The following is a 23,279-nucleotide window of genomic DNA, read 5'->3' as shown; positions in this document are numbered from 1 at the left end:
GGGGGTTCAAGCAGTGCCGGGTCCGTTTGATCAGCCTAGATGAACTTCACGAAACACCGCAATGCGGACACTTCACCCGTGGATGCGTACGTATGTACTCGCAGGCGGCTCAGGGAGCCACGCGGCCGTTGGCATTGAAGGCCGCGTAGGTGAGCGGCATCAGCCGCGCCCAGTGCTCCTCCATCCTCTCGCCGACCATCTCGATCTCCCGCTGCGGGAAGGACGGAACGGTTGCCAGCTCGTGCTGGGTACGCAGGCCGAGGAAGTGCATCAGCGAGCGTGCGTTGCAGGTCGCGTACATCGACGAGAAAAGACCCACGGGCAGGACCGCACGGGCCACCTCACGGGCGACGCCCTCGGCCAGCATCTCCTGGTAGGTCTCGTAGGAGCGCCGGTAGGACTCCTCCATGGCCTCGCTGACGACCTTGTGCTGCTCCGGAGTGCCGTCGACGAAGACGTACTTGCCGGGGCGGCCCTGCTGCACGAGCTTGCGGTCCTGGCCGGGGACGTAGAAGACCGGCTGAAGCTCCCGGTAGCGGCCGGACTCCTCGTTGTACGACCAGCCCACGCGGTGCCGCATGAACTCGCGGAACACGAAGATGGGGGCGCTGATGAAGAAGGTCATCGAGTTGTGCTCGAAGGGGCTGCCGTGGCGGTCCCGCATCAGGTAGTTGATGAGCCCCTTGGAGCGCTCCGGGTCCTTCTGGAGCTCCTCCAGCGACTGCTCGCCGGCCGTGGAGACGCGGGCGGCCCACAGCACGTCGGAGTCGCCGGCGGTGTGCTTCACCAGCTCGACTGTGACGTCACCGCGGAAGCTCGGAGTTGCGCTCTCGGCAGGGGTGTCGGGCACCAGGGGTCCTTCCGGTCGTACTCAGGGGGCGGCGACCACTTTAACGACGCAGCATCCCGGGAGTACCTCCGCCCTCGTGAGCCTTCTGGAGCAACTTGCCGAACGATGGCACCTCCGGGTGGTTTCTCGCGTCTCTACCAGGAGAAGCGTCCAGATACCAGACCTCAAGGAGTTTTCTGATGTTCTTTCGGCGAGAAGCCGTCCCGTTCACCTTCGTCGCCGAGGCCGATCGCTTCCGCAGTAACGTCACTCCCCCACCCCGTGAACGACCGAGCGTCTCCGAGCTCACCGGCCGTACGCTGCTCGGGCTGACCGTCGTCGCCGGGCTGGTCGGCTCGCTGCTGTTCGGGCTTCCCGCGCTCGGTTCCGGCCAGGCGCCGGCCCATTCACAGCAGTCCGAGGCGTCCGAGGGGCGCTGATCTCGCCTTCGCGGCCCAGAGCGGGCCGGGGAAGCACCCCCATGGCCCCCCTGGGGTGGTCGGCCGGTGACCTGCTCGGTAGCCTCACCGGGCACAGCCCAATCGAGTGTGCTGGTGAGTGAGGATCAGTCGTGCCCCTGCCCTTCCTGACGGCGGACCGCGCATTTGACACGAACGCGGACGATGTCGCGCTGCCCTTCGACGACCACGACCGGTGGCGCCGGCCGTACCGGCCGGGCCCGTGGCGGGTCGCGGCGGCCGCACTCTTGCTGCTGCTGGCGTCGTTCATCCTGCTCGCCGCGATGATCATCGCCTTCGCCGGCGCGCTGCCCGGTGCCGCCGTCTGTGCGGGCCTGGGGCTCGTGCTCATCGTCGCGGCGCTGCGACTGCTGCGCGTCGGTGTGTGGGTCAGCAGGCACGGGCTGCGCCGCGTGGGCTTCTTCGGGACCACCACGGTTCCGTGGAACGAGGCGGCCGACGTCCGTACAGTGCAGCAGCCGGTCCGCTGGCTGGGCCTGCCGCGGACGGTGCAGGGTCAGGCACTCGTTCTCGCACGCGCGGGCAGCGAGCCGCTGCCTCTGATCACCGACCACAACGCGGACTTCCTGGCGCGCGTCGAGGCGTTCGACCGGGCCGCGGACAGCGTCGAGGCATGGGGTTCGGAGTACCGGACCGTGCAGGCCTGAACCTGCTTTCAGGTGGCCGTCTGTTTCCAGGTGGCAGCCGGTTTCCCGGTGGCCACCGGTTTCTACGGGCTGTCCCGTCATCCCCGGTGGAACAGCGCGCGGCGTCAGATGCGGTGCATCGCAAGGCGAAGGGTCGCCCTCATACTGGGCGTATTCGGGCGATCCGACAACGCAGCGTGGGGGCACCTCCCGTGCCCGAAGGGCTACGGGGGAGTGCCGTAGCTGTCGTCGTGCGCCCGCCGGGGATTACGGGACAGCCCTTAGGTGGGAGCCGGCCGGCCGTCGTGCAGGGCGATGGCGCGCTGCATCGCCTTGCGGGCGCGCGGGGTGTCCCGGGCGTCGTGGTACGCGACCGCCAGCCGGAACCAGCAGCGCCAGTCGCCCGGTGAGTCCTCGGTCTCCGCGCGGCGCCTGGCGAAGACGGAGTCCGCCGAATCGCGGTCGATGCGGCCGCCGGGGGTGCGTTCCAGTTCGTCGACCGGCAGCCCGCCCTCGGCGTCCAGTTCGGCCGCGAGCTGGTTGGCCCGGGTCACGAACTGTGTGTTCTTCCAGAGGAACCAGAGGCCGATCACCGGCAGGATCAGCACGGCCACGCCGAAGCTGACGGTGAGCAGGGTGCCGTGCTGTATGAGCATCACCCCGCGGCTGCCGACCAGGACGAAGTAGACGACCAGGACGGCAGCCGTGACGAGGTACGTGATTTTCGCGCGCATGAGGGCTTTCCGGGTCAGCCGAGGTCGAGGAAGTGTTCCAGGCCGAAGGTGAGCCCGGGTGCGGACACGACCTGGCGGACGCCCAGGAGGATGCCCGGCATGAAGCTGCTGTGGTGCAGCGAGTCGTGCCGGATGGTCAGCGTCTCGCCCTCGCCGCCCAGCAGGACCTCCTGGTGGGCGAGCAGACCGCGCAGCCGTACGGCGTGCACCGGAACGCCGTCGACATCCGCGCCACGCGCGCCGTCCAGCGCGGTGACCGTGGCGTCGGGCTGCGGTGCGAGGCCCGCCTCGGCGCGGGCGGCCGCGATCAGCTGGGCCGTGCGGGTGGCCGTGCCGGAAGGGGCGTCGGCCTTGTTCGGGTGGTGGAGCTCGACGACCTCGACGGACTCGAAGTAGCGCGCCGCCTGCTGCGCGAACTTCATGGTGAGCACTGCGCCGATCGAGAAGTTCGGCGCGATGAGCACACCGGTCTGCGGGGAAGCGGCGAGCGAGGTGTTGAGCTGCGCGAGGCGTTCGTCGGTCCAGCCGGTGGTGCCGACGACCGCGTGGATGCCGTGGCGTACACAGAAGTCGAGGTTGCCCATCACCGAGGTGGGGGTGGTCAGTTCGACCGCGACCTGGGCGCCGGCGTCCACCAGGGCCTCCAGCTTGTCGCCCCGGCCGAGTGCGGCGACCAGTTCCATGTCCTCGGCGGCCTCGACGGCCTGTACGGCTTCCGAGCCGATCCGGCCGTTGGCACCGAGGACGGCCACGCGCAGCTTGCTCATCGTTTCTATCCCTAATGTGAGGAACTCTAGGAGACAGCTTCGTGCAGGCGGTCGGCCTGCCTGTCCTTGAGCGGGCCGATCACCGAGAGGGACGGGCGCTGTCCCAGCACCTCGCCGGCCACCGCGCGCACCTCGTCGGGGGTGACGGCCGCGATCCTGGCGAGCATCTCGTCGACCGACATCTGCTCGCCCCAGCACAGCTCGCTCTTGCCGATGCGGTTCATCAGCGCGCCGGTGTCCTCCAGGCCGAGCACCGTGGAGCCGGAGAGCTGGCCGACGGCGCGGCCGATCTCGTCGTCCGACAGTCCCTCGGAGGCGACCCGGTCGAGTTCGTCGCGGCAGATCTTCAGCACGTCGTGGACCTGGCTCGGGCGGCAGCCCGCGTAGACGCCGAAGAGTCCGCAGTCGGCGAAGCCCGAGGTGTACGAGTACACGCTGTAGGCGAGGCCGCGCTTCTCCCGCACCTCCTGGAAGAGGCGCGAGGACATGCCGCCGCCGAGGGCGGTGTTCAGTACGCCGAGGGCCCAGCGGCGGTCGTCGGTGCGGGCGAGGCCCGGCATGCCGAGGACGACGTGGGCCTGCTCGGTCCTGCGGTTGAGCAGTTCGACCTTGCCGGCGGTGCGCAGGGTGCGGTGTCCGTCGCGGGGGGCGAGCGGGACCGCGTCCGTGCGGGTCAGGGCGCCGGCCTTCTCGAAGGCGCGGCGGACCTGCCGTACGACGGTGGCGTGGTCGATGTTGCCCGCGGCGGCCACGACCAGATGGGTCGGGTCGTAGTGCTTCTTGTAGAAGCGGCGGACACGCTCGGCGGTCAGCGCGTTGACGGTGTCGACGGTGCCGAGGACCGGGCGGCCGAGGGGGGTGTCACCGAGCATGGTGTGCGCGAACAGGTCGTGCACACAGTCGCCCGGATCGTCCTCGGTCATCGCGATCTCCTCGAGGATGACACCGCGCTCGGCGTCGACGTCCTCCTGGAGGATCAGCGAACCGGTGAGCATGTCGCAGACCACGTCGATGGCGAGCGGCAGATCGGTGTCGAGCACCCGTGCGTAGTAGCAGGTGTACTCCTTCGCCGTGAAGGCGTTCATCTCGCCGCCGACCGCGTCGATCGCGGAGGAGATGTCGAGGGCGGAGCGCTTGTGCGTGCCCTTGAACAGGAGGTGCTCGAGGTAGTGGGTGGCGCCGTTCAGCGCGGGGGTCTCGTCGCGGGAGCCGACGTGTGCCCAGATGCCGAAGGTCGCCGACCGGACGGACGGGAGCGACTCGGTGACGATGCGCAGGCCGCCCGGGAGGGTGGTGCGGCGGACCGTGCCGATGCCGCTCTCGCCCTGGAGAAGCGTTTGGGTACGGGCGACGGCCCGCGCCTCCGAGGAGGTGCGGGCCGTCGTCGTGGAACTACGAGCCGTCACTTGGCAGCGTCGTCCTTCTCGGCCTCGGGCTCTTCTTCACCCTCGACGACGGGGATGAGGGAGAGCTTGCCGCGGGAGTCGATCTCGGCGATCTCGACCTGGACCTTGGAGCCGACCGCGAGCACGTCCTCGACGTTCTCCACGCGCTTGCCACCGGCGAGCTTGCGGATCTGCGAGATGTGCAGCAGGCCGTCCTTGCCCGGGAGCAGGGACACGAACGCACCGAAGGTGGTGGTCTTGACGACCGTACCCAGGTAGCGCTCGCCGACCTCCGGCATGGTCGGGTTGGCGATGCCGTTGATCGTGGCGCGGGCGGCCTCGGCCTGCGAGCCCTGCTGGGCACCGATGTAGATGGTGCCGTCGTCCTCGATCGTGATGTCGGCGCCGGTGTCCTCCTGGATCTGGTTGATCATCTTGCCCTTGGGGCCGATGACCTCACCGATCTTGTCCACCGGGATCTTGACGGTGATGATCCGCGGGGCGTTCGGGGACATCTCGTCCGGGACGTCGATGGCCTCGTTCATCACATCGAGGATGTGGAGGCGGGCGTCGCGGGCCTGCTTCAGCGCGGCGGCCAGGACCGAGGCGGGGATGCCGTCGAGCTTGGTGTCGAGCTGGAGCGCGGTGACGAAGGTCTTCGTACCGGCGACCTTGAAGTCCATGTCGCCGTAGGCGTCCTCCGCACCGAGGATGTCGGTGAGGGCGACGTAGTGCGTCTCGCCGTCGATCTCCTGCGAGATCAGGCCCATGGCGATACCGGCGACGGCGGCCTTGAGGGGCACACCGGCGTTCAGCAGCGACATGGTGGAGGCGCAGACCGAGCCCATGGACGTCGAGCCGTTGGAGCCCAGCGCCTCGGAGACCTGGCGGATCGCGTAGGGGAACTCCTCGCGCGTCGGCAGCACCGGCACGATGGCGCGCTCGGCGAGCGCACCGTGGCCGATCTCGCGGCGCTTCGGCGAACCGACGCGGCCGGTCTCACCGACGGAGTAGGGCGGGAAGTTGTAGTTGTGCATGTAGCGCTTGCGGGTCACCGGGGAGAGGGTGTCCAGCTGCTGCTCCATCCGGAGCATGTTGAGGGTGGTGACGCCCAGGATCTGGGTCTCGCCACGCTCGAACAGCGCCGAGCCGTGCACGCGCGGGATGGCCTCGACCTCGGCGGCGAGCGTACGGATGTCCGTGACGCCACGGCCGTCGATACGGACCTTGTCCTTGATGACGCGCTCGCGGACCAGCTTCTTGGTCAGCGCGCGGTAGGCACCGGAGATCTCCTTCTCGCGACCCTCGAACTGCGGGAGCAGCTTCTCGGCGGCGATCTCCTTGATGCGGTCGAGCTCGGTCTCGCGCTCCTGCTTGCCCGGGATGGTGAGGGCCTGGGCGAGCTCGTCCTTGACCGCGGCGGTGAGCGCCTCCAGGACGTCGTCCTGGTAGTCGAGGAAGACGGGGAACTCGCCGACGGGCTTGGCGGCCTTGGCGGCGAGGTCGGACTGGGCCTTGCAGAGCGCCTTGATGAAGGGCTTCGCGGCCTCGAGACCGGCGGCGACAATCTCCTCGGTGGGAGCCTCGGCGCCGTCCTTGACGAGCTGGATGGTCTTCTCGGTGGCCTCGGCCTCGACCATCATGATCGCGACGTCGCCGTCCTCGAGGACGCGACCGGCGACGACCATGTCGAAGACGGCGTCCTCGAGCTCGGTGTGCGTCGGGAACGCGACCCACTGGCCCTTGATCAGGGCGACACGGGTGCCGCCGATCGGGCCGGAGAAGGGCAGGCCGGCCAGCTGCGTGGAGCAGGAGGCGGCGTTGATCGCGACCACGTCGTACAGGTGGTCGGGGTTGAGCGCCATGATCGTCTCGACGATCTGGATCTCGTTGCGCAGGCCCTTCTTGAAGGAGGGGCGCAGCGGGCGGTCGATGAGGCGGCAGGTGAGGATCGCGTCCTCGGAGGGCCGGCCCTCACGACGGAAGAAGGAGCCGGGGATCTTGCCGGCTGCGTACATCCGCTCCTCGACGTCCACCGTCAGGGGGAAGAAGTCGAGCTGGTCCTTGGGCTTCTTGGAGGCGGTGGTGGCCGACAGCACCATGGTGTCGTCGTCCAGGTACGCCACGGCGGAACCGGCGGCCTGCTTGGCCAGGCGTCCCGTCTCGAAGCGGATGGTGCGGGTGCCGAAAGTACCGTTGTCAATGACGGCCTCGGCGTAGTGGGTCTCGTTCTCCACTAGCGTTTTCTCCGTTACGTTGCGTCTTTCGTCCTTCCGCCCGTGTGGCGGGAGGACGGTGGCGGAGAAGCTCTCGTTCTGCGGGCCGGTCTTCGATCGAAGCACCCGGGGGCTTGTGTCTCCGGGAGCCACTACCGAGGACCGGCGGCGGCGAGGCGGCTTCCCGCTCGTGTTCGGTGGTGCGTTCTGCGACCAGACTAATTGGCGTCCGGTACGTCGCGCACGTACAGCAAAGGGAGCGGCCCCCTCAGAGTGGGAACCGCTCCCTTCACGGCGTCCTTACTTGGCACCGCCGGCCGCACCACGGCGGATGCCGAGGCGGTCGACCAGGGCGCGGAAGCGCTGGATGTCCTTCTTGGCCAGGTACTGCAGCAGACGGCGGCGCTGGCCGACGAGGATCAGCAGACCACGACGGGAGTGGTGGTCGTGCTTGTGCGTCTTGAGGTGCTCGGTCAGGTCCGAGATACGGCGCGAGAGCATCGCGACCTGCACCTCGGGGGAGCCGGTGTCGCCCTCCTTGGTGCTGAACTCGGTCATGATCTGCTTCTTCGTAGCGGCGTCGAGAGACACGCGGTACTCCTCTTTGATGTTCGATGCGCCCACGAGTGCCCCTGGTCTGGTTCTCAGGAGTGCTTCCGTGACTCGGAGGCGAAGGTCCGATGAGCGCTGCACCCAGAGCATCGAGGCTCCGGGAAGGGCGTACACAAACGGCCGTCACACAGCGTACCAGCCTCGGCTACGAGGTCAGCGCCCGGATGGAGTGGTACACGTCGAACACCGCGAGGCACAGCGGCACCAGCGTGAGCAGCACAAACGTCTCGGCGACCTCCAGGAAGCGGCCCCAGAAGGGGGTCACTCCCTTACGGGGCACGATCAGGCCGATGGCGGTGATCAGCGCGGCCACACCGGCGACGGCGGCGGTCAGCCAGATCGTACGGACGTCGAGGGCCGTGCTGTCGCCGCGCAGGGCGTCGCGCATGAGGCCGGCCGGCGGGTTGAGGCACAGGCCGAGCCCGAGCAGCACCAGGGAGCCGAGGCCGGCGCCCAGCGCGCAGCCGACCTGCGCGGTGTAGCGGAAGAGATGGGCGCGCATCAGCATCGCGATGCCGGTGCTGAGGGCGAGCAGCTGGCCCCAGACGTTGTCGGAGAAGCCGAGGACGGCGGCGGAGGCGACGGCGACCAGCGCGCAGCCGCCGACGAGGCCGACCATCAGCTCGTGGCCCCGGCGGGCCTGGGCGGCGATGCGCTCGGCGTCGACCGGGCCCGCGGGCTCGGGGTCGCTGCCGTACTCCCCCATGGTCGTGCGCGGCGGATCGAAGCCGATGGGCAGCCGGGCGAAACGGGTGGAGAAGCCCGGAAGGAAAGCGAGGGCGCCGACGGCGAGGGGTGCGCACACCGCGGCGCTCTCGACCGGCTCCAGGTCACGCAGGATCGCGACGAAGGTGACGAGCACGCCGACCGTCGCGGCGAAGACGAACGCGACGAAGGGGCCGTCACCGGCGGGGGCGACGATGGTCAGGAGCACCGCGAAGACCAGGACGGCGGCGCAGGCGAGCAGGAACTGGAGCTTGCCGATGCCCTGTCCGGTGGCCGGGGGCAGCAGTCCGGAGCCGGCGACGGCGGCGTTCGCCATCGCGCCGATGCCGAGGGCGACGGCCGATCCGCGGTCGTCGTACACCCGGGCCCGTACGCAGGCGAGCGCGAGCAGCAGGACGCCGGTGACGGCGGCCAGGATGCCGGCGAGTCCGTGCATGTCGTGCAGCGGGTCGGCCGTCCACAGCACGAAGCCCACCAGGACGAGCAGGACCGAGCCTCCGAAGAGGCCGGCGCCCCGCATCAGGCCGTCGCTCCACAGGGTGCGGTCGCGGGCGACCGCGGAGGCGACGGCGTCGGACACGTCGTCGAAGACCGCGGGCGGCAGCGACTCGGAGAACGGCCGCATGGACAGCAGTTCGCCGTCGAGGATGCGCTGGGAGGCGAGGGAGCGGGTGCTGTCGAGCACAGTGCCGTCGCGGCGCACGAGGTGGTAGCCGACCGGAGCGCCCTGCGCGGGGCTCTGTCCGGACAGGCGCAGGATCTCCGGGTAGAGGTCGGCGAGGGGGATGTCCTCGGGCAGTGCCACATCGACGCGGCCGTCCGGCGCGACGACCGTCACTCGGCAGAAACCGGTTCCGCTGCTCGACGGAGTCGCGGAACCCGGATGACCCGTCCCCGCAGCCGCCGCTCGGGCCGTCATAGTCACCTGCTGCATCCCCTCGTGGTCCTCATGCTTCGTACGCCCGGCATTGCGCTCCGAATGACCCATTTTTTGCGGAAGTTCATGGGTGCGCAAAGACGTCGCGCCACCCTACCGCCCACCCGTCCGCCCCGGCGCAAGTAGGATCCCTCCCCGCGGACGGGACCCGTCGCCACGGGGGCGCCGATAGGAACATTTCCGTCCGGCAAGGGAATTGGTGAGCTTGTGAGTCAGATCGTCGTCAAGCGCCCACCCCGGGCCCTGCCTGCCGAGGTACCCGGCGAGCAGGTGCAGTTGCAACCTCCGCCCGAGCTGCCGAGAGGGCAGCAGGAGGGCGCGCTCATGCAGCTGCTGCCGATGCTGGGCATGGGCGGTTCCGTCGTCTTCTTCTTCATGACCCCGAATCCGATCATGCGGATCATGGGTATGGTGATGATCGCGTCGACGGTGGCCATGGCGATCGCGATGCTGGTGCGTTACCGCAAGGGCACCCAGGGGCAGCTCGCCGACCTGCGTCGCGACTATCTCAAGTACCTGACGCAGACCCGCCGTACGGTGCTGCGGACGGCTCACCTCCAGCGTGACGCGCAGTACTACCTGCACCCCTCCCCCGAGCAGCTGTGGGCCCTGGTCGCCGAGGGCAGCCGGGTGTGGGAACGCCGGGTCGGCGACGCCGACTTCGGGCAGGTGCGCATCGGGCTGGGCAGCCAGCAGCTCGCCACTCCGCTGCTGGCCCCCGACACCGCTCCCGTCGACGAGCTGGAGCCGCTGACGGCGGGTGCCATGCGCCAGTTCCTGTCGGCCCACAGCACGCTCGACGGACTGCCGATGGCCGTGTCGCTGCGGGCGTTCTACCACGTGACCGTGAGCGGTGAGCCCGAGTCCGTGCGCTCCACCGCCCGCGCGATGGTCGGCTCGCTCGCCTCCCTCCACTCGCCCGAGGACCTGGTGATCGTCGTCGCCGCGGGCCGGGAGTCGGCGCGGCACTGGGAGTGGACGAAGTGGCTGCCGCACCTCCAGGCGTCGGGCCCGGGTGACGGTGCGGGCAGCCGTCGTCTGATCACCGCCGACGCACGGGAGTTGGAGGACCTGCTCGCCGGGCGGCTCGACGGCCGGCCGCGCTTCCAGGGCATTGCGCACCCGCTGCTGGACCAGCCGCACCTCGTCGTCGTCCTCGACGGTCAGTCCGTACCGCAGACCTCGCCGCTCGCGGCGGCCGAAGGGCTCCAGGGCGTGACGGTTCTGGAGGTCGTCGCCGGTGAGGTCACCGGCGCGCGCGGCGAGCTGTCCGTGGTGGTCCACCCGGATTCGCTGCAACTGGAGTCCGGGCACGGGCTCGTGTACGACGGTGTCCCCGACCGGCTGAGCCTGGAGGCGGCCGAGGCGCTCGCCCGCCAGCTCGCGCCGCTGCGGGTCGCCACCGGCGGCGACGACGACGAACCCCTGCTCGCCAACCTCGAGTTCACCGACCTGCTGAACCTCGGCGACGCCGCATCCGTCGACGTCAGTCGCACCTGGCGCCCCCGTTCGCAGTCGGAGCGGCTGCGGGTCCCCATCGGTGTCGGCGAAGACGGCGCCCCTGTGATGCTGGACCTCAAGGAAGCGGCGCAGGAGGGCATGGGCCCGCACGGTCTGTGCGTCGGCGCGACCGGTTCCGGCAAGTCCGAACTCCTGCGCACGCTGGTGCTCGGCCTGGCCGTCACGCACTCCTCGGAGACGCTCAACTTCGTCCTCGCGGACTTCAAGGGCGGCGCGACCTTCGCCGGTATGTCGCAGATGCCGCACGTCGCCGCGGTGATCACCAACCTGGCCGACGACCTCACGCTGGTCGACCGCATGGGCGACTCCATCCGCGGTGAGCTCAACCGCCGGCAGGAGATGCTCCGCGACGCGGGCAACTACGCCAACATCCACGACTACGAGAAGGCGCGTGCGGCGGGTGCCCCGCTGCAGCCCATCCCGTCACTCGTTCTGGTCATCGACGAGTTCAGCGAACTCCTCACCGCCATGCCGGACTTCATCGAGATGTTCGTGCAGATCGGCCGCATCGGCCGTTCGCTCGGCGTCCATCTGCTGCTGGCGTCGCAGCGTCTGGAGGAGGGCCGGCTGCGCGGCCTGGAGACCTATCTGTCGTACCGGGTGGGTCTGCGGACCTTCTCGGCGGCCGAGTCGCGGGCGGCGATCGGTGTGCCCGACGCGTACTCCCTGCCCAACGTCCCCGGTTCCGGCTACCTGAAGTACGGCACGGACGAGATGGTGCGGTTCAAGGCCGCGTACGTCTCCGGTGTGTACCGCGTGAGCGGCCACCAGGCCGCGTCGAGCGGCGGCCCGCTGCCGGTGGACCGCAGGCCCGCCCCGTTCACCGCGGCGCCGGTACCGGTCCACTACGCCGAGCCGACCGCGGGGGCTCCGGTGCCGGACGCGCGCCGCTCCTCCGACGACGACGCGCTCGCCGACTCGGTGCTGGACGTGATCGTGCGCCGGCTGGAGGGCCGCGGGGCCGAGGCCCACCAGGTGTGGCTGCCCCCGCTGGACAACCCGCCGCCGCTGGACGAACTGCTGCCGGGGCTGTCGAACGTGGACGGCCGCGGACTCACCCAGCCGGGCTTCGAGGGCTCGGGCCGGCTGGTCGTACCGCTCGGTGTGGTCGACAAGCCCTTCGAGCAGCGCCGGGACACGCTCTACCGTGACTTCTCCGGCGCCGCGGGCCACATGCAGATCGTCGGTGGTCCGCAGTCGGGCAAGTCGACACTGCTGCGCACGCTCATCGCGGCGTTCGCGCTGACCCACACGCCGCAGGAAGTGCAGTTCTACGGACTGGACTTCGGTGGTGGCAGCCTCTCCTCGATCTCCGGGCTGCCGCACGTCGGCGGGGTCGCCTCACGACTGGACCCGGAGCGTGTGCGCCGGACGGTGGCCGAGGTGTACGGCATCCTGACGCGCCGGGAGGAGTACTTCCGCAGCGCGGGCGTCGACTCCATCGCGACGTTCCGCAGGATGCGGGCGCGCGGCGACATCTCGGTGACGGAGCAGCCCTGGGGGGATGTGTTCCTGGTCATCGACGGGTGGGGCAACTTCCGTTCGGACTACGAGGGTCTGGAAACCGCGGTCGTCGACATGGCGGTGCGGGGGCTGGGCTACGGGATCCACGTGATCCTGACGGCGTCCCGCTCGATGGACGTGCGCTCCAACATCAAGGACCAGCTGATGAACCGCCTGGAACTGCGTCTGGGCGACCCGATGGACTCCGAGGTGGACCGCAAGATCGCCATGAACGTGCCGCCGGGCGTCCCCGGCCGCGGTCTGGTTGCCGAGAAGCTGCACTTCATGGCGTCGGTGCCGCGTATCGACGGCATGCAGTCCGACAGCGACCTGTCGGAGGCGACCACCGCGATGGTGCAGGAGGTCACCCGCCACTGGACCGGCCCCGCCGCGCCGCAGGTGCGTCTGCTCCCGCGCGAGCTCCCCGCGGGGCAGCTCCCGGCGGGGTTCGCCGAACCCCGGCGCGGAGTGTCGTTCGGGATCGACGAGAACAACCTGGAGCCGGTGTTCGCCGACTTCGCCCGCGACCCGTTCTTCCTGGTGTTCGGTGAGAGCGAGTCCGGCAAGTCGAACCTGCTGCGCCTGCTCATCAAGCAGTTGACGGAACGGTACGAGGGCAACGCCGCCAAGTTCTTCGTGATCGACAACCGGCGCGCCCTGCTCGACGTCACCCCCGCCACGCACCTGGCCGAGTACGTGCCGATGTCCAACAACATGGACCATCACGTCGACGCGCTGGCGGAGCTGATGCAGCGCCGTGCGCCGACGGCCGACGTCACGGCGCAGCAGCTCCGCGACCGGAGCTGGTGGCAGGGCCCGGACGTCTTCGTGGTCGTCGACGACTACGACCTCGTGTCCACGTCGAGCGGCAACCCGTTGGCCAAGCTCACGGAGCACCTGCCCTTCGCGCGTGACGTGGGTGTCCGCTTCATCATCGCCCGCAACTCGGCGGGAGCGAGCCGCGCGGCGTACGAGCCGTTCCTGCAGCGGATGATGGAGCTCGGCGCACAGGGTCTCCTGCTCTCCGGCGATCCGCAGGAGGGCGAGATGCTGGGCGTCCGTATGCGGCCGATGCCGGCGGGGCGTGGCATCTTCGCGTCGCGCCAGCGGGGGAAGCCGCTGGTGCAGACGGGGTGGCTGGGGGATCCGCAGTGACGGCGTGCGGGGCGGGAGCGGTAGACGGCGAGCTCGCCGTCGCCGCTCTGCCTCTGCCCGCTGCCCTCTGCCCGCACAGCGGAGCAACGGAGAGACCTGACGCGGGGTGAACCCACCTCGACCTCGGGCTGCGTGACAGCGGATGGCCGGTGGCGCGCCCCGCGAGGCCGGGCGGGGGCCGGCGCAGTGGCACACCCCGCGGGCGGCTGCGAGATGCGTCGGGAGTCCGTCGACAGACCCCCCCCGATCAATCGAACGAGTTGAGCTGAACGGAGGCACTCCATGGCTTGGGACGAGTGGGAACAGCTGAAGGCGTCGGCGGCCGGGAAGGGGCCGACACAGATGCAGCTCAACGGAATACCGGACGAGGACAAGCCCAACGCCGGCGGTCCGGTCGGCGACCTCAACGTTCGTCAGCAGGACCTGGCGAAGATCGGGGACCACGCCTTCAAGCTCTACAACCGGCTGTGGCAAGAGGCCCGGGTCACCAGCACGGACGGCGCCGGCAGCGACCTCGCCGGGCAGGGCTTCGCGCTCGGCGGTGCGCTGCAGCACGTGTCGACGCGCTGGGACAAACAGCTGGGGTCGGTGATGGACGCCTGCGCGCTGATCTCCAACCACATGGACTTCACCAAGAACGCGCACGCCGGTGACGAGGTCTTCATCCAGCGGCATGTGAGCAGCATCCACACACTCGACGCGGGATTCGACGAGAACTGGGCCAAACCGGGCAAGGCGAACGGAATTTACGGGACGAAGGACACGAAGGACAAGGACTGACTCCTATGGATTTCGAAGCCCTGCACTCGGCCAACTTCAAGCTCCTCGATGACACCGTCGGCGACTGGTCGACTGTGCTGACCAATCTCGAAACGTTGAAGAAGGACGCCGAGGACGGTCTGCACGGTCAGGCCAAGAAGTCCAGCTGGGCCGGCTACAACGCCACCGTCTCGCGTGAGTTCATCGGAAAGACGGCCGGGGAGTTCGGCGACGCACTCACCCAGGCGACGTCCATCCGCAACATCATGCGCGACACCCGCGACGAGCTGAAGTCCCAGCAGCGTCTGCTCAAGGAGGCCATCGAACGCGGCCGGGGAAAGAACCTCACGGTGACCGCGAACGGCGGCGGTGGCTACACCGTGCGGGAGAACCCCGACAAGAAGGCTCCGGGCGGTCAGACCGATGTCGACGGATTGCGCGACGAGATCAAGGTGATCCTCGACAAGGCCACCGAGATCGACAGCACCGCGGCAACCTCCCTCAAGGCCTTGGTGGATCTCACCGACTACGGGTTCTCCGACGCGACCTACAAGAATCGGGACGAGGCGGCCGATGCCCTCAAGGAGGCCGAGCGGCTCGCGGCGCTGGCGAAGAAGAAGCCGGAGGACATGACGCGGACGGACTTCGACGCATTGAAGTCGGGGCTGGAGAAGTACTCGGGCGACGAGATCTTCGCCGAGCACTTCGCCACGACTCTCAAGCCGGAGGGCGTCCTGAACTTCTGGGCGGGGCTGAACGATCACCATGCCGCCTACAAGGTCGGCAGCGAACGGGTCGACCAGTACGACGATCTCCAGAAGGCACTCAGCCTGACGCTCGCCTCGGCCACCCAGGCGGACACGCCAGAGATGTCCCGTTGGAAGGTCGACATGGTCAACCTCGGTGACCAGCCGATCTCCAGGAACAGCACCATGGGCTTCCAGGTCATGAGCAACCTGATGCGCTGGGGCGACTACGACGACCGTTTCCTGAACGACTACGGGAACAGGCTGATCGAGACCGAGAAGAAGCTGACGGACAACGGCCGGCGCGAACCCATGGCCTGGCACCGTATGGGTACGGACCCGCTGCTCAACCGTACGGGTACGGACTCGGGTGCCGATCCCATGACGGGCTTCATGAAGGCTCTCGCCAACAGCCCCGACGCGGCGACGGAATTTTTCAACGCCGATTTCGTCACCAAGGACGAGGACCACGAGTTCGAGCGGGACACCGACAATGACGGCAAGAACGGTAAGGTCGGACTCAGCAACTTCCAGTACCTCTTCGAGGAGAGGGACTGGCCACAGGACAAGGACGTCAAGGGCGAGGACAGTATCGCCGGGCGCAACAACCTGGCCATGGCGCTCGAGGCGGCCACGACCGGCCACCCTGCGGGGCAGATGCGGACGGACGACACACCACCGCACAATGCCGAACAGACCAAGCTGATGGAGAACCTCGTCCAGTCCATCTCGGACAACAACAAGCGGCTCACGGACCACGGCTACATGTCCGACAGCATGGGGCAGATCGCGTCCGAGTACCTGCCGGACATCAACCGTGCAACGACCGAGACAAACGCGGACCCGAACGCCACCCAGGCCGAGAAGGAAGCCCGCGACAGGATCGAGCGTTTGTTCCCGGTCGCAGGTAGCGAAGCGGTGATGGACCACCGAGCAGTCTCCCGCTTCCTACTCACCGTGGGTCAGGACCCGGAGGGGTACGCCGCCGTCGAGGTCGGCCAGAAGGCGTACATGGCCAACCTGATGGACTACCACCTCAATCCGGACCTCCCTCAGGCCGACCGCTTCTCCGACGATCGGCAGCTCGTCGTACGGGAGATCGCGCATGCTTCCGGGGAGGTCTCGGCGACTCTGAATGTCGGCCGTCAGGAGGCGACAGCCGGCGACGCCGAGACAGCGGACAAGGAATACGAGCAGTCGGTGGCGATGTGGAAGTCCGGGATCTCCGGTGTCGTGGGAACAGGCATCGGTGTCGGCACCTCCTTCGTGGCCAGCCCCGTCGTCGGTGCCGCTGCCGGTGGCGCTGCGTCGACCGTGAGCGGCATGATTCTCGAGGGTCTGTTCATGGACGCCGAAGGCAGCGCCAAGGAGGGCGCCGGAGCCCAGATGGGCGAGGACTGGGAAAACGGCCTCGAGACGAACATCAAGCACACCGCCGGTGCGGCCGACGCGGCGGCGAAGGCCCACGGACTCGCGAATCCCGGAGATATCGCGGAGTACGCACGCTCAGGTGTGCGGGACGGGTACGACTTCGGGGGCAATTTCGCCGACCGGGTGGCTCCGGAGCTCCGGACGAACATCTGATCCGAGTGCTCGCCCAGGCGACCGGCATCGCCTCGTTTCGCACCCGGCTGGAGGGCCTCCGGGCCCTCCAGCACTGCCCAGGAGACATCGTTGCAGATCACATCTTCCACACGCCCGGCCCAGCGCTGGAAGTGCTCACTCGCCACTCTCGCCCTCATCACTCTGGCGGGTGGCGTCACCGCATGCTCGACGGCATCGAGCGGGGAGAGCAAGGAGTACAAGGTTCCCTCCACTCTGTGCGGTACACCGGTCTCGGGCGAACTGCTTTCGCCGTTCCTACCGTCCGGGGGCTCAGTGTCGAGCAAGACCGAGGGCACGGCAGGGACGGGCATCAAGCGCTGTGAGATCACCGTCGACGAGAAGCCGGCTTTGACGGCAGCGACAGAGTGGCGGGAGAGGGGCGAGCGCCCGTCGGACGTCGCACTCGATCACAAGCGTGTGGACATGACCGACTACGAATCAACTGGCACCTACCTGTTCTCGGGCACCGGCGCTGTGGGCAGGGTCGACGGATGCAACAACCCGTCGTTCAAGGGGGATCTGTTTACCGTCATCGAGACCCAGGTGGACAGCGACGACAAGGCGGCCATGAAGAAGCTCATCACGGCCTATAGCGAGGCGACCCGAAATACGGGCGACTGCGGCGCGCGATGACGCGATGAGCCGAGGCGCACATGGTGCGCCTCCCTCGCCCTCGTCCCGCTGACAACCGTCGCCGCAGGGCGAGTTGCCGAGCGCGGCGGCGCAACGGCACGGCGGCGCGAGGGCGCGACGGCGCGGCGGCGCGGCGGCGCGGCGGCACCAGGCTCACAGCCCGCGCCGTGCCCTCCCCCCGCCTCCCGATAGGCTCCGGGCATCGTTCACTTCACAGGGGGATTCGCACATGGAACGAGGGCGCCCGCAACGCCCCGTCGGGGACGGGCTGCGTCGCATCGGGCCGTACCAGCTGATCACCCGGCTCGACCCGGACGGGCTCGGTCCGTCTCTCGTCACGGAGCGCCGGTTCGTCGCGCGCAGCGCGGACGGGGAACGCACGGTGCTGATCTGCGCGCCGTTGGCCGGTGTCGACGCGGAACGGTTCCTGGTCGAGGCGCAGGCGGCGCGGGGGTTCGGCGGGCCCTGGGTGCTGCCCGTCGCGGAAGTGTCGCCGTCCGCAGAGGCGCCCTGGTACGCCACGCCCTACCTCCCCGTGCTGCCTCTGCCCGTCGCGCTCGCCGTGCACGGCGGCCCGTTGCCCGAGCACACGGTGCGGGCCCTGGGCACAGCCCTCGCTCACACCCTCGCGGCGGCGCACGCCGAGGGTGTCACCCATGCCGGCCTGTCCCCCGCCGCGGTCCTGGTCGCCTGGGACGGGCCACGGCTCACCTGCTTCGGCGCGGTACGCGCCGCCGGGCCCGACGGAGAGGCGCGCGTCGGCCGCCCCGGTCTGGAGCCAGGCAGTCTCTCCCCCGAAGCGGCGGCCGGAGCACGCCCGCGCCCCGCGGGTGACATCCACGGACTCGGCGCGGTACTCGCCTACGCGGCAACCGGCCACACCGTCCCGGACCGTGCTGAACTGCCCTCGTCCTTGGCGCCGTTGATTTCCCGCTGCCTGTCCCGCGACGCAGCGGCCCGCCCGTCGGCGGCCGAGCTGCTGCACGGTCTTCCGCCGGCGTCGTCCGCTCCGTCCGCCACGGTGCTGGACTCGGCGGCGTCACTGCTCACGCCCGGCTGGCTGCCGGGTCGCGTCGCCGCCGCTCTCGCCAGCCAGTCGGCCCAGGTACTCGCGACCGAGTTCCGTGTCCCCGACACTGTTTCCAGGACCTGATGACCATGCCCTCGCCCCTGACCCACGACGACCCCGGCGAGATCGGTGGCCACCGGCTTCTCGCCCGCCTCGGCCACGGCGGCATGGGCACCGTGTACCTCGCGCGCTCCGCGACGGGCCGCACCCTGGCCCTGAAAACCATGCACGCCCGCATCGCGTCCGACCCGGCCGCGCGCACCCGCTTCCACCTCGAAACGGACGCCGCCCGGATCATCGGCGACCACCACGGCGCGGCTGTCTTCGCCGCCGACCCCGCCGCCGAAACGCCCTGGCTCGCCACCGAATACGTCCTCGGCCCACCGCTCGACGACGCCGTCGCCCTCTGCGGCCCCCTGCCCGAGGCATCCGTCCGGGCCCTGGGCGCGGCTCTCGCCGGCGCGCTCGCTCAGCTCCACGCCTCCGACGTCGTGCACCGCGACCTGAAGCCCTCCAACATCATGATCACGGCGTACGGTCCCAAGATCATCGACTTCGGCATCGCCCGCGCGGCCGGCGACGACCGCCTCACCCGTACCGGCACGGCGGCGGGCACGCCCGCCTTCATGTCTCCGGAGCAGGCCACGGGCCAGGAACACACGCCCGCGGGCGACGTGTTCGCCCTCGCCGGGGTCCTCGTCTTCGCCGCAACCGGCCGCGGCCCCTTCGGCACGGGCCAGGCGGCCGACCTCCTCTACCGCGTCCGCTACTCCGACCCCGACCTGTCGGGAGTCCCGGCCGACCTGGCGCTGGTCCTTGACCGGTGCCTGGCCAAGGCCCCCGCCCAACGCCTCACCACCCGGCAACTGGCGGCCGAACTGCACGACGGGCACGGCGATTTCGCCAACCACCTGCCGGCCCCGCTGCTCACCGACATCGCCCGCCGCGCCACCGCCGTCTGGCAGCACCAGCCGCAGCGACTTCCCGCACCCCCGGACCACACCACGCGGACCATTGCTTTCGGACGCCGTGTATACAGCAGGCGCGCCCTGCTCACCGTCGGTGGCGCGGGACTCGTCGGCGCCACGGCGATCGGCGGTGGCATCCGGACGTGGGCCACCTCGGCGGACGGAAGCAGAGACGACACCTCGGGCGCCAAGAACACATCCCCCACGCCGACGGCCGAAAAGGGCGATTGGCTGTGGGAGCTTCCGCTGCGCCTGGAGGGAGCCTCACTGTCCCCGCCGGTTCCCCTTTCCTTCGGCGTCAGTCTCGCCATCGCGGACGACGACGGGCTGCGGACCATCGACGTCGGCAAGGGTGGCGTCGACATCCCCTCACTGTTGAAGGGCCCGGCGCACCGGTGCACTGACGACGAGGACATCGACGAGTCCAGGGTGTACGCCTCCGAATCCCCGCGATCCGGCAACCACCCGCTCACCATTTCCTCTGTCAAGTCCGGCCGCGATCTGAAGCCTGACATCGTCGAACTGGAGGACTACAACGGAGTTCTCCCCGCGACACAGCTCCTGAGCGCCTACGCCGGCGTCGTCTTCCTCGCGGCGGGACAGGGCGAGCACTTCGACACGGGAATCGGCTACGACAGTTCCCAGGAGGTACCTGCTCGCTGTCGACGTGCACACCGCAAAAGTACTGTGGCGGCAGCCGCTTCCCTCCCGACCGCGAACGTCGGACCGGCTGCATTTCCTGGCCGCGCGGGCCGTCAAGGACCATCTGGCCGTCCTCCAGGAAATGGCCGACGGCACGGTCACTCTGGCTGTCCACGACTCACGTCGGGGAAAGGAACTGTGGAGGCAGTCGCTCGACGTCCCCGCCCCGGACGCCATCCGGGGAATGCTGGAGGTCGACGATGGGCAGGTCTACCCTCCGGTGGGCCGGCTGCGCGCTCTTGACCTGAAGAACGGCGAGGAGAAGTGGTCGTTCGGGCCGGGCCGCGCCAAGGCACGGACGGGGCCGCCCGCGTTGGGGGGAGATGGCGTGCTCGCCGTCGAGGAGGGCTTCGGTCTCATTGCCCTCGACTGGGTCACGGGAGAACTGCGGTGGCGCGCCCCGGGCCGCAGCGGAGCTGACCTCGACGTAACGCTGCCGCCCGCCCCCGGCGTTGGCGAGGTTTACGCGTACAGCAGTAAATCTGGGCTACTGCGGTCGTTCTCCATCCGTACGGGCAAGGCGGGCAGAACTCGCAAGGCTCGGGGGGACCGCTTCTACGCCTTCGACGGCATCCCGGAGGCGATTGTCGCCGTAGGCGAGGACTACTTCGCCGCCTATCCATACAGCTGACCCCCGATCGCGCAGAAAGCAGCCTCCCGCGTGAAACCCCTCGGCACCGGCGACCCGCTCCGGCTCGGACCGTACCGACTCCTCGGCGTTCTCGGCGAGGGCGGTATGGGCAAGGTCTACTTCGGCCAGGACTCCTTCGGCAGAAAAGCCGCCGTGAAGGTGCTCCACCCTGAACTGGCGCACGACACGAATCTGGCCCAACGCTTCGTCCGCGAGGCCCAGATGGCGCGGTCCGTCACCAGCAACGGCGTGGCACGGGTGCTCGGCGCACACACCGAAGGCGGGCGCCCATGGATCGCCACCGAGTTCCTCACCGGTCCGACGCTGGACGACGCCATCGGCAGACACGGACCACTGGATGAGCCGGCACTACGCGTCCTGGCCTCCTCGCTGGCCCGGACACTGGCCGACATCCATGCGGCCGGGCTGATCCACCGCGACCTCAAGCCCGCCAACATCGTTCTGACCTCGGCCGGACCGCGCGTCATCGACTTCGGTATCGCCCGGCCCGAGCACGGGCTCACCCTCACGACCACCGGGCAGATACCCGTCACTCCCGGCTTCGGCGCTCCTGAGCAGGTGGTGGGGCAGCGTGTCGGACCCACGGCAGACGTGTTCTCACTGGGTGCCGTACTGATCTACGCGATCACCGGGGCCCAGGCGTTCACCGGAACCCACGTCGCAGCGGTGCAGTACGAGGTCGTGCACGGAGCACCACGTATGGACCGGGTCCCGCCGCATCTCGCGCCGCTCATCGGCCCCTGCCTCGCCAAGGAACCGGCACATCGGCCGACGCCCGGTCAGCTGGCGGTCGCGTTCGCGCCCGCCCGCGGCGCGGAACGGATCTGGCGCCACGGACCGCTGGCGTCGGACATCAAGGAGCGGGAACGTACGATCCACCACCTGACGACGGTGGTTGCCTCCTCGGGCTCTGGGGGGATGTCACGACGGCGCATGCTCACCACACTCGCAGTGGGCGGAGCGGTGCTCGCAGCCGGAGCCGGGGCAACCGCCTGGTGGCTGGGCAACGGCGGCGACTCGGGGCCCTACGCCCTGCCACCGGCGGCCGACACCCCGATGGCCGACCCGGTTGCCGCGACGGCCGGGAAGCCCAAGCCGCTGTGGGGGCCCGTACAACTGCTGGCCAAAACGGGGGGCGGACTGGTGCCTGTACGCGACGTCGTGTTCGCCATGGACACCGCAGAGGCTGGGCTGACTGCCCACAGCGTCGTCGACGGCAAGCCCCGCTGGCACGCCCCCGGCCCGGTCGCTGCCGCCGGTATCGTCACCATGTCGGACGCGCTCGTCGCGGCCGTGGACAAGCAGGGCAACGTGATGACGTTCGTCGCCTCCTCGGGCGAAGCCCGGTGGTCGGTCCCCGCATCCGCGAAGTACGTCCTCGCCGCCGACGAATCGGCCGTGTACGTCCTCACCGAGAACGACCGGCTCCGCGGCATCAGCCGCTCCGACGGCAGCATTCTCTGGACCGTCCGCCCCAAGGTCTTGCTGGATGCCAAGACCGGACCGCGCAGCGTGGCCGGGGGCGGCCGACTGGTGATCGCGACGGGCAAGGGCCGTGTGCTGGCCGTCGACACGGCCGACGGACGCGAGGTGTGGAACATCGATGACCAGTCGTCCATCGACCAGGCAGGTCTCCACCCTGTGTTGCACAAGGAGATGGTCCTGATCAACGGTGCCACGCTGACCGCCCGCAACCTGTCGGACGGCACCGAACGGTGGGCAAAGAGCATCACGGTCGACGGCATGCTGCAACCCTCGGGCCCCCCTCTCGTCCAGGACGACATCGTGTACAGCACGCAGGGCCCGTACATACTGGCCTGCGACGCGACAGACGGCACCGAGGTCTGGAGATCACCAAAGGGCTACTTCATATACAGCCCTGTCGCAGTACAGGGCGATGCGGTGTGCGCCATCAACTCGAGGGCGGGCGATGGGGACGACTGGGAGCTCTACGTGATGTCCCGCAGCGACCACCAGCACGTCTGGAGCCGCCGACTGCCGGACGATGCCGGCTCCTACTGGGTGCAGGGCGACGGCAACCGCCTCTTCGTGAGGGCGGGGGCACAGGTGACGGCGCTGCCGGTCTTCGAGTGAGAAGTCGTCGTCTGCCGTGAGCGGCCGGGGGCCTGGCAGAGGCAGTCACCGGCCCACTGACGCACCCGGTCATGGAGCTGCCGCAGGCCACGTGTTCAAGCGACGGTGATGGCGCAGCCGGTCTCCTCGAACAGGCCGCCTGTGTGTCGACACAGCAAGAGGGTGGGCACCCCTCGCGCGTGCCCACCCCACCTTGCTGCGTACTACTTCGAGCTACTAGTGGAAGTAGCTGGCAGCCTTCTTGTCTCCACCCATGTAGTCGCCGCCTGCCTGGCCGACGACCTTGCCGATCCCCTGGAGAGCCTGCTGAATGTCTGTGGCTTCCTTGTCCCACAGCTCTTGCTGCTCGACGTAGGCCTGGTGCGCTTCGCCCTCCCAGCCGGCGGCGACGCTGGCCATGGCCGTCTTGATGGAACGCAGGTCCTCTTCGAGCTTCTTGGCCTGGTTACCGAGCACCGTGGCCGTTGCGTCGAGAGCTCCGTACTTGACGACAAGCCCGTCGTAATTCGTGCCCATGATTCCCTCACTCACCTGTTGTTGTGATTCGGCTTTGGCCTGCCG

17 protein-coding genes and 1 pseudogene are annotated in these 23,279 nt (G+C 69.2%); 10 read left to right on the top strand and 8 right to left on the bottom strand.

Translation table 11 applies throughout. The annotated features are described in order from the left end of the window. Positions 1 to 109: 109 nt before the first annotated feature. Positions 110 to 850: an FAD-dependent thymidylate synthase gene (thyX, locus tag ACQPWZ_RS26810; RefSeq protein WP_340475769.1), complete on the bottom strand. Its 741-nt coding sequence runs from the start codon at positions 848 to 850 to the stop codon at positions 110 to 112. 179 nt (positions 851 to 1,029) lie between these two features. Here thyX and ACQPWZ_RS26805 point away from each other — a divergent pair, with 179 nt between their 5' ends. Together ACQPWZ_RS26805 and ACQPWZ_RS26800 are read left to right on the top strand one after the other, a co-directional pair. Continuing rightward, the gene (locus tag ACQPWZ_RS26805) at positions 1,030 to 1,269 is read left to right on the top strand and encodes a hypothetical protein (RefSeq protein ID WP_433572568.1); all 240 of its coding nucleotides are present in this window, start codon (positions 1,030 to 1,032) and stop codon (positions 1,267 to 1,269) included. A gap of 131 nt (positions 1,270 to 1,400) precedes the next feature. Then, a complete protein-coding gene (locus tag ACQPWZ_RS26800) occupies positions 1,401 to 1,955 on the top strand; it encodes a hypothetical protein (protein ID WP_356706192.1) in 555 nt (184 codons plus the stop codon). A 260-nt stretch (positions 1,956 to 2,215) separates the two neighbouring features. Here ACQPWZ_RS26800 and ACQPWZ_RS26795 read toward each other — a convergent pair whose 3' ends face one another. The 6 genes from ACQPWZ_RS26795 to eccD form a co-directional block, all read right to left on the bottom strand. After that, positions 2,216 to 2,668 (bottom strand): tetratricopeptide repeat protein, encoded by a 453-nt coding sequence (locus tag ACQPWZ_RS26795; RefSeq protein WP_356706191.1) that lies wholly within the window; start codon positions 2,666 to 2,668, stop codon positions 2,216 to 2,218. 14 nt (positions 2,669 to 2,682) lie between these two features. Beyond that, positions 2,683 to 3,435 (bottom strand): 4-hydroxy-tetrahydrodipicolinate reductase, encoded by a 753-nt coding sequence (gene dapB, locus ACQPWZ_RS26790; protein WP_327679585.1) that lies wholly within the window; start codon positions 3,433 to 3,435, stop codon positions 2,683 to 2,685. A gap of 26 nt (positions 3,436 to 3,461) precedes the next feature. After that, positions 3,462 to 4,841: a M16 family metallopeptidase gene (locus ACQPWZ_RS26785; protein WP_433572567.1), complete on the bottom strand. Its 1,380-nt coding sequence runs from the start codon at positions 4,839 to 4,841 to the stop codon at positions 3,462 to 3,464. After that, positions 4,838 to 7,057, bottom strand: a complete 2,220-nt coding sequence (locus tag ACQPWZ_RS26780) for a polyribonucleotide nucleotidyltransferase (protein WP_340475761.1) — start codon at positions 7,055 to 7,057, stop codon at positions 4,838 to 4,840. The genes ACQPWZ_RS26785 and ACQPWZ_RS26780 overlap by 4 nt, the downstream gene beginning before the upstream one ends. Positions 7,058 to 7,336: 279 nt before the next feature. After that, positions 7,337 to 7,627, bottom strand: coding sequence for a 30S ribosomal protein S15 (gene rpsO / locus ACQPWZ_RS26775; protein WP_433572566.1), 291 nt, complete (start codon positions 7,625 to 7,627; stop codon positions 7,337 to 7,339). 166 nt (positions 7,628 to 7,793) lie between these two features. Continuing rightward, entirely contained in the window at positions 7,794 to 9,293 is a 1,500-nt protein-coding gene (gene eccD, locus ACQPWZ_RS26770; RefSeq protein WP_340478029.1) for a type VII secretion integral membrane protein EccD, read from the bottom strand. 225 nt (positions 9,294 to 9,518) lie between these two features. On the opposite strand from eccD, the gene eccCa reads away from it, so the two are divergent. The 8 genes and pseudogenes from eccCa to ACQPWZ_RS26730 all read left to right on the top strand — a co-directional run bounded on the left by eccCa (position 9,519) and on the right by ACQPWZ_RS26730 (position 22,718). Beyond that, positions 9,519 to 13,490, top strand: coding sequence for a type VII secretion protein EccCa (gene eccCa, locus ACQPWZ_RS26765; protein ID WP_405573228.1), 3,972 nt, complete (start codon positions 9,519 to 9,521; stop codon positions 13,488 to 13,490). Between the two features lie 282 nt (positions 13,491 to 13,772). Beyond that, a complete protein-coding gene (locus ACQPWZ_RS26760; RefSeq protein WP_356706189.1) occupies positions 13,773 to 14,270 on the top strand; it encodes a hypothetical protein in 498 nt (165 codons plus the stop codon). 5 nt (positions 14,271 to 14,275) lie between these two features. Continuing rightward, positions 14,276 to 16,579 (top strand): hypothetical protein, encoded by a 2,304-nt coding sequence (locus ACQPWZ_RS26755; RefSeq protein WP_433572565.1) that lies wholly within the window; start codon positions 14,276 to 14,278, stop codon positions 16,577 to 16,579. A 90-nt stretch (positions 16,580 to 16,669) separates the two neighbouring features. After that, the gene (locus ACQPWZ_RS26750; RefSeq protein ID WP_433572564.1) at positions 16,670 to 17,233 is read left to right on the top strand and encodes a hypothetical protein; all 564 of its coding nucleotides are present in this window, start codon (positions 16,670 to 16,672) and stop codon (positions 17,231 to 17,233) included. A 229-nt stretch (positions 17,234 to 17,462) separates the two neighbouring features. Beyond that, entirely contained in the window at positions 17,463 to 18,386 is a 924-nt protein-coding gene (locus ACQPWZ_RS26745) for a serine/threonine protein kinase (RefSeq protein ID WP_433572563.1), read from the top strand. Further along, positions 18,386 to 19,123, top strand: a pseudogene (locus tag ACQPWZ_RS26740) (serine/threonine-protein kinase); the annotation flags it as partial. The gene ACQPWZ_RS26745 and the pseudogene ACQPWZ_RS26740, both read left to right, overlap by 1 nt. A gap of 814 nt (positions 19,124 to 19,937) precedes the next feature. After that, complete coding sequence (locus tag ACQPWZ_RS26735) at positions 19,938 to 20,603, top strand: PQQ-binding-like beta-propeller repeat protein (RefSeq protein WP_433572562.1); 666 nt, start codon at positions 19,938 to 19,940, stop codon at positions 20,601 to 20,603. A 30-nt stretch (positions 20,604 to 20,633) separates the two neighbouring features. Next, positions 20,634 to 22,718, top strand: a complete 2,085-nt coding sequence (locus ACQPWZ_RS26730) for a serine/threonine-protein kinase (RefSeq protein ID WP_433572561.1) — start codon at positions 20,634 to 20,636, stop codon at positions 22,716 to 22,718. A gap of 216 nt (positions 22,719 to 22,934) precedes the next feature. Here ACQPWZ_RS26730 and ACQPWZ_RS26725 read toward each other — a convergent pair whose 3' ends face one another. Further along, the gene (locus ACQPWZ_RS26725; RefSeq protein WP_340475753.1) at positions 22,935 to 23,234 is read right to left on the bottom strand and encodes a WXG100 family type VII secretion target; all 300 of its coding nucleotides are present in this window, start codon (positions 23,232 to 23,234) and stop codon (positions 22,935 to 22,937) included. Positions 23,235 to 23,279 lie beyond the last annotated feature (45 nt).

Origin of the sequence: Streptomyces sp. CA-251247 (genome assembly GCF_050952975.1) — a bacterium.
GTDB classification, from domain to species: Bacteria; Actinomycetota; Actinomycetes; order Streptomycetales; family Streptomycetaceae; genus Streptomyces; species Streptomyces achmelvichensis.
This window is presented reverse-complemented; position numbering and strand designations above follow the sequence as displayed.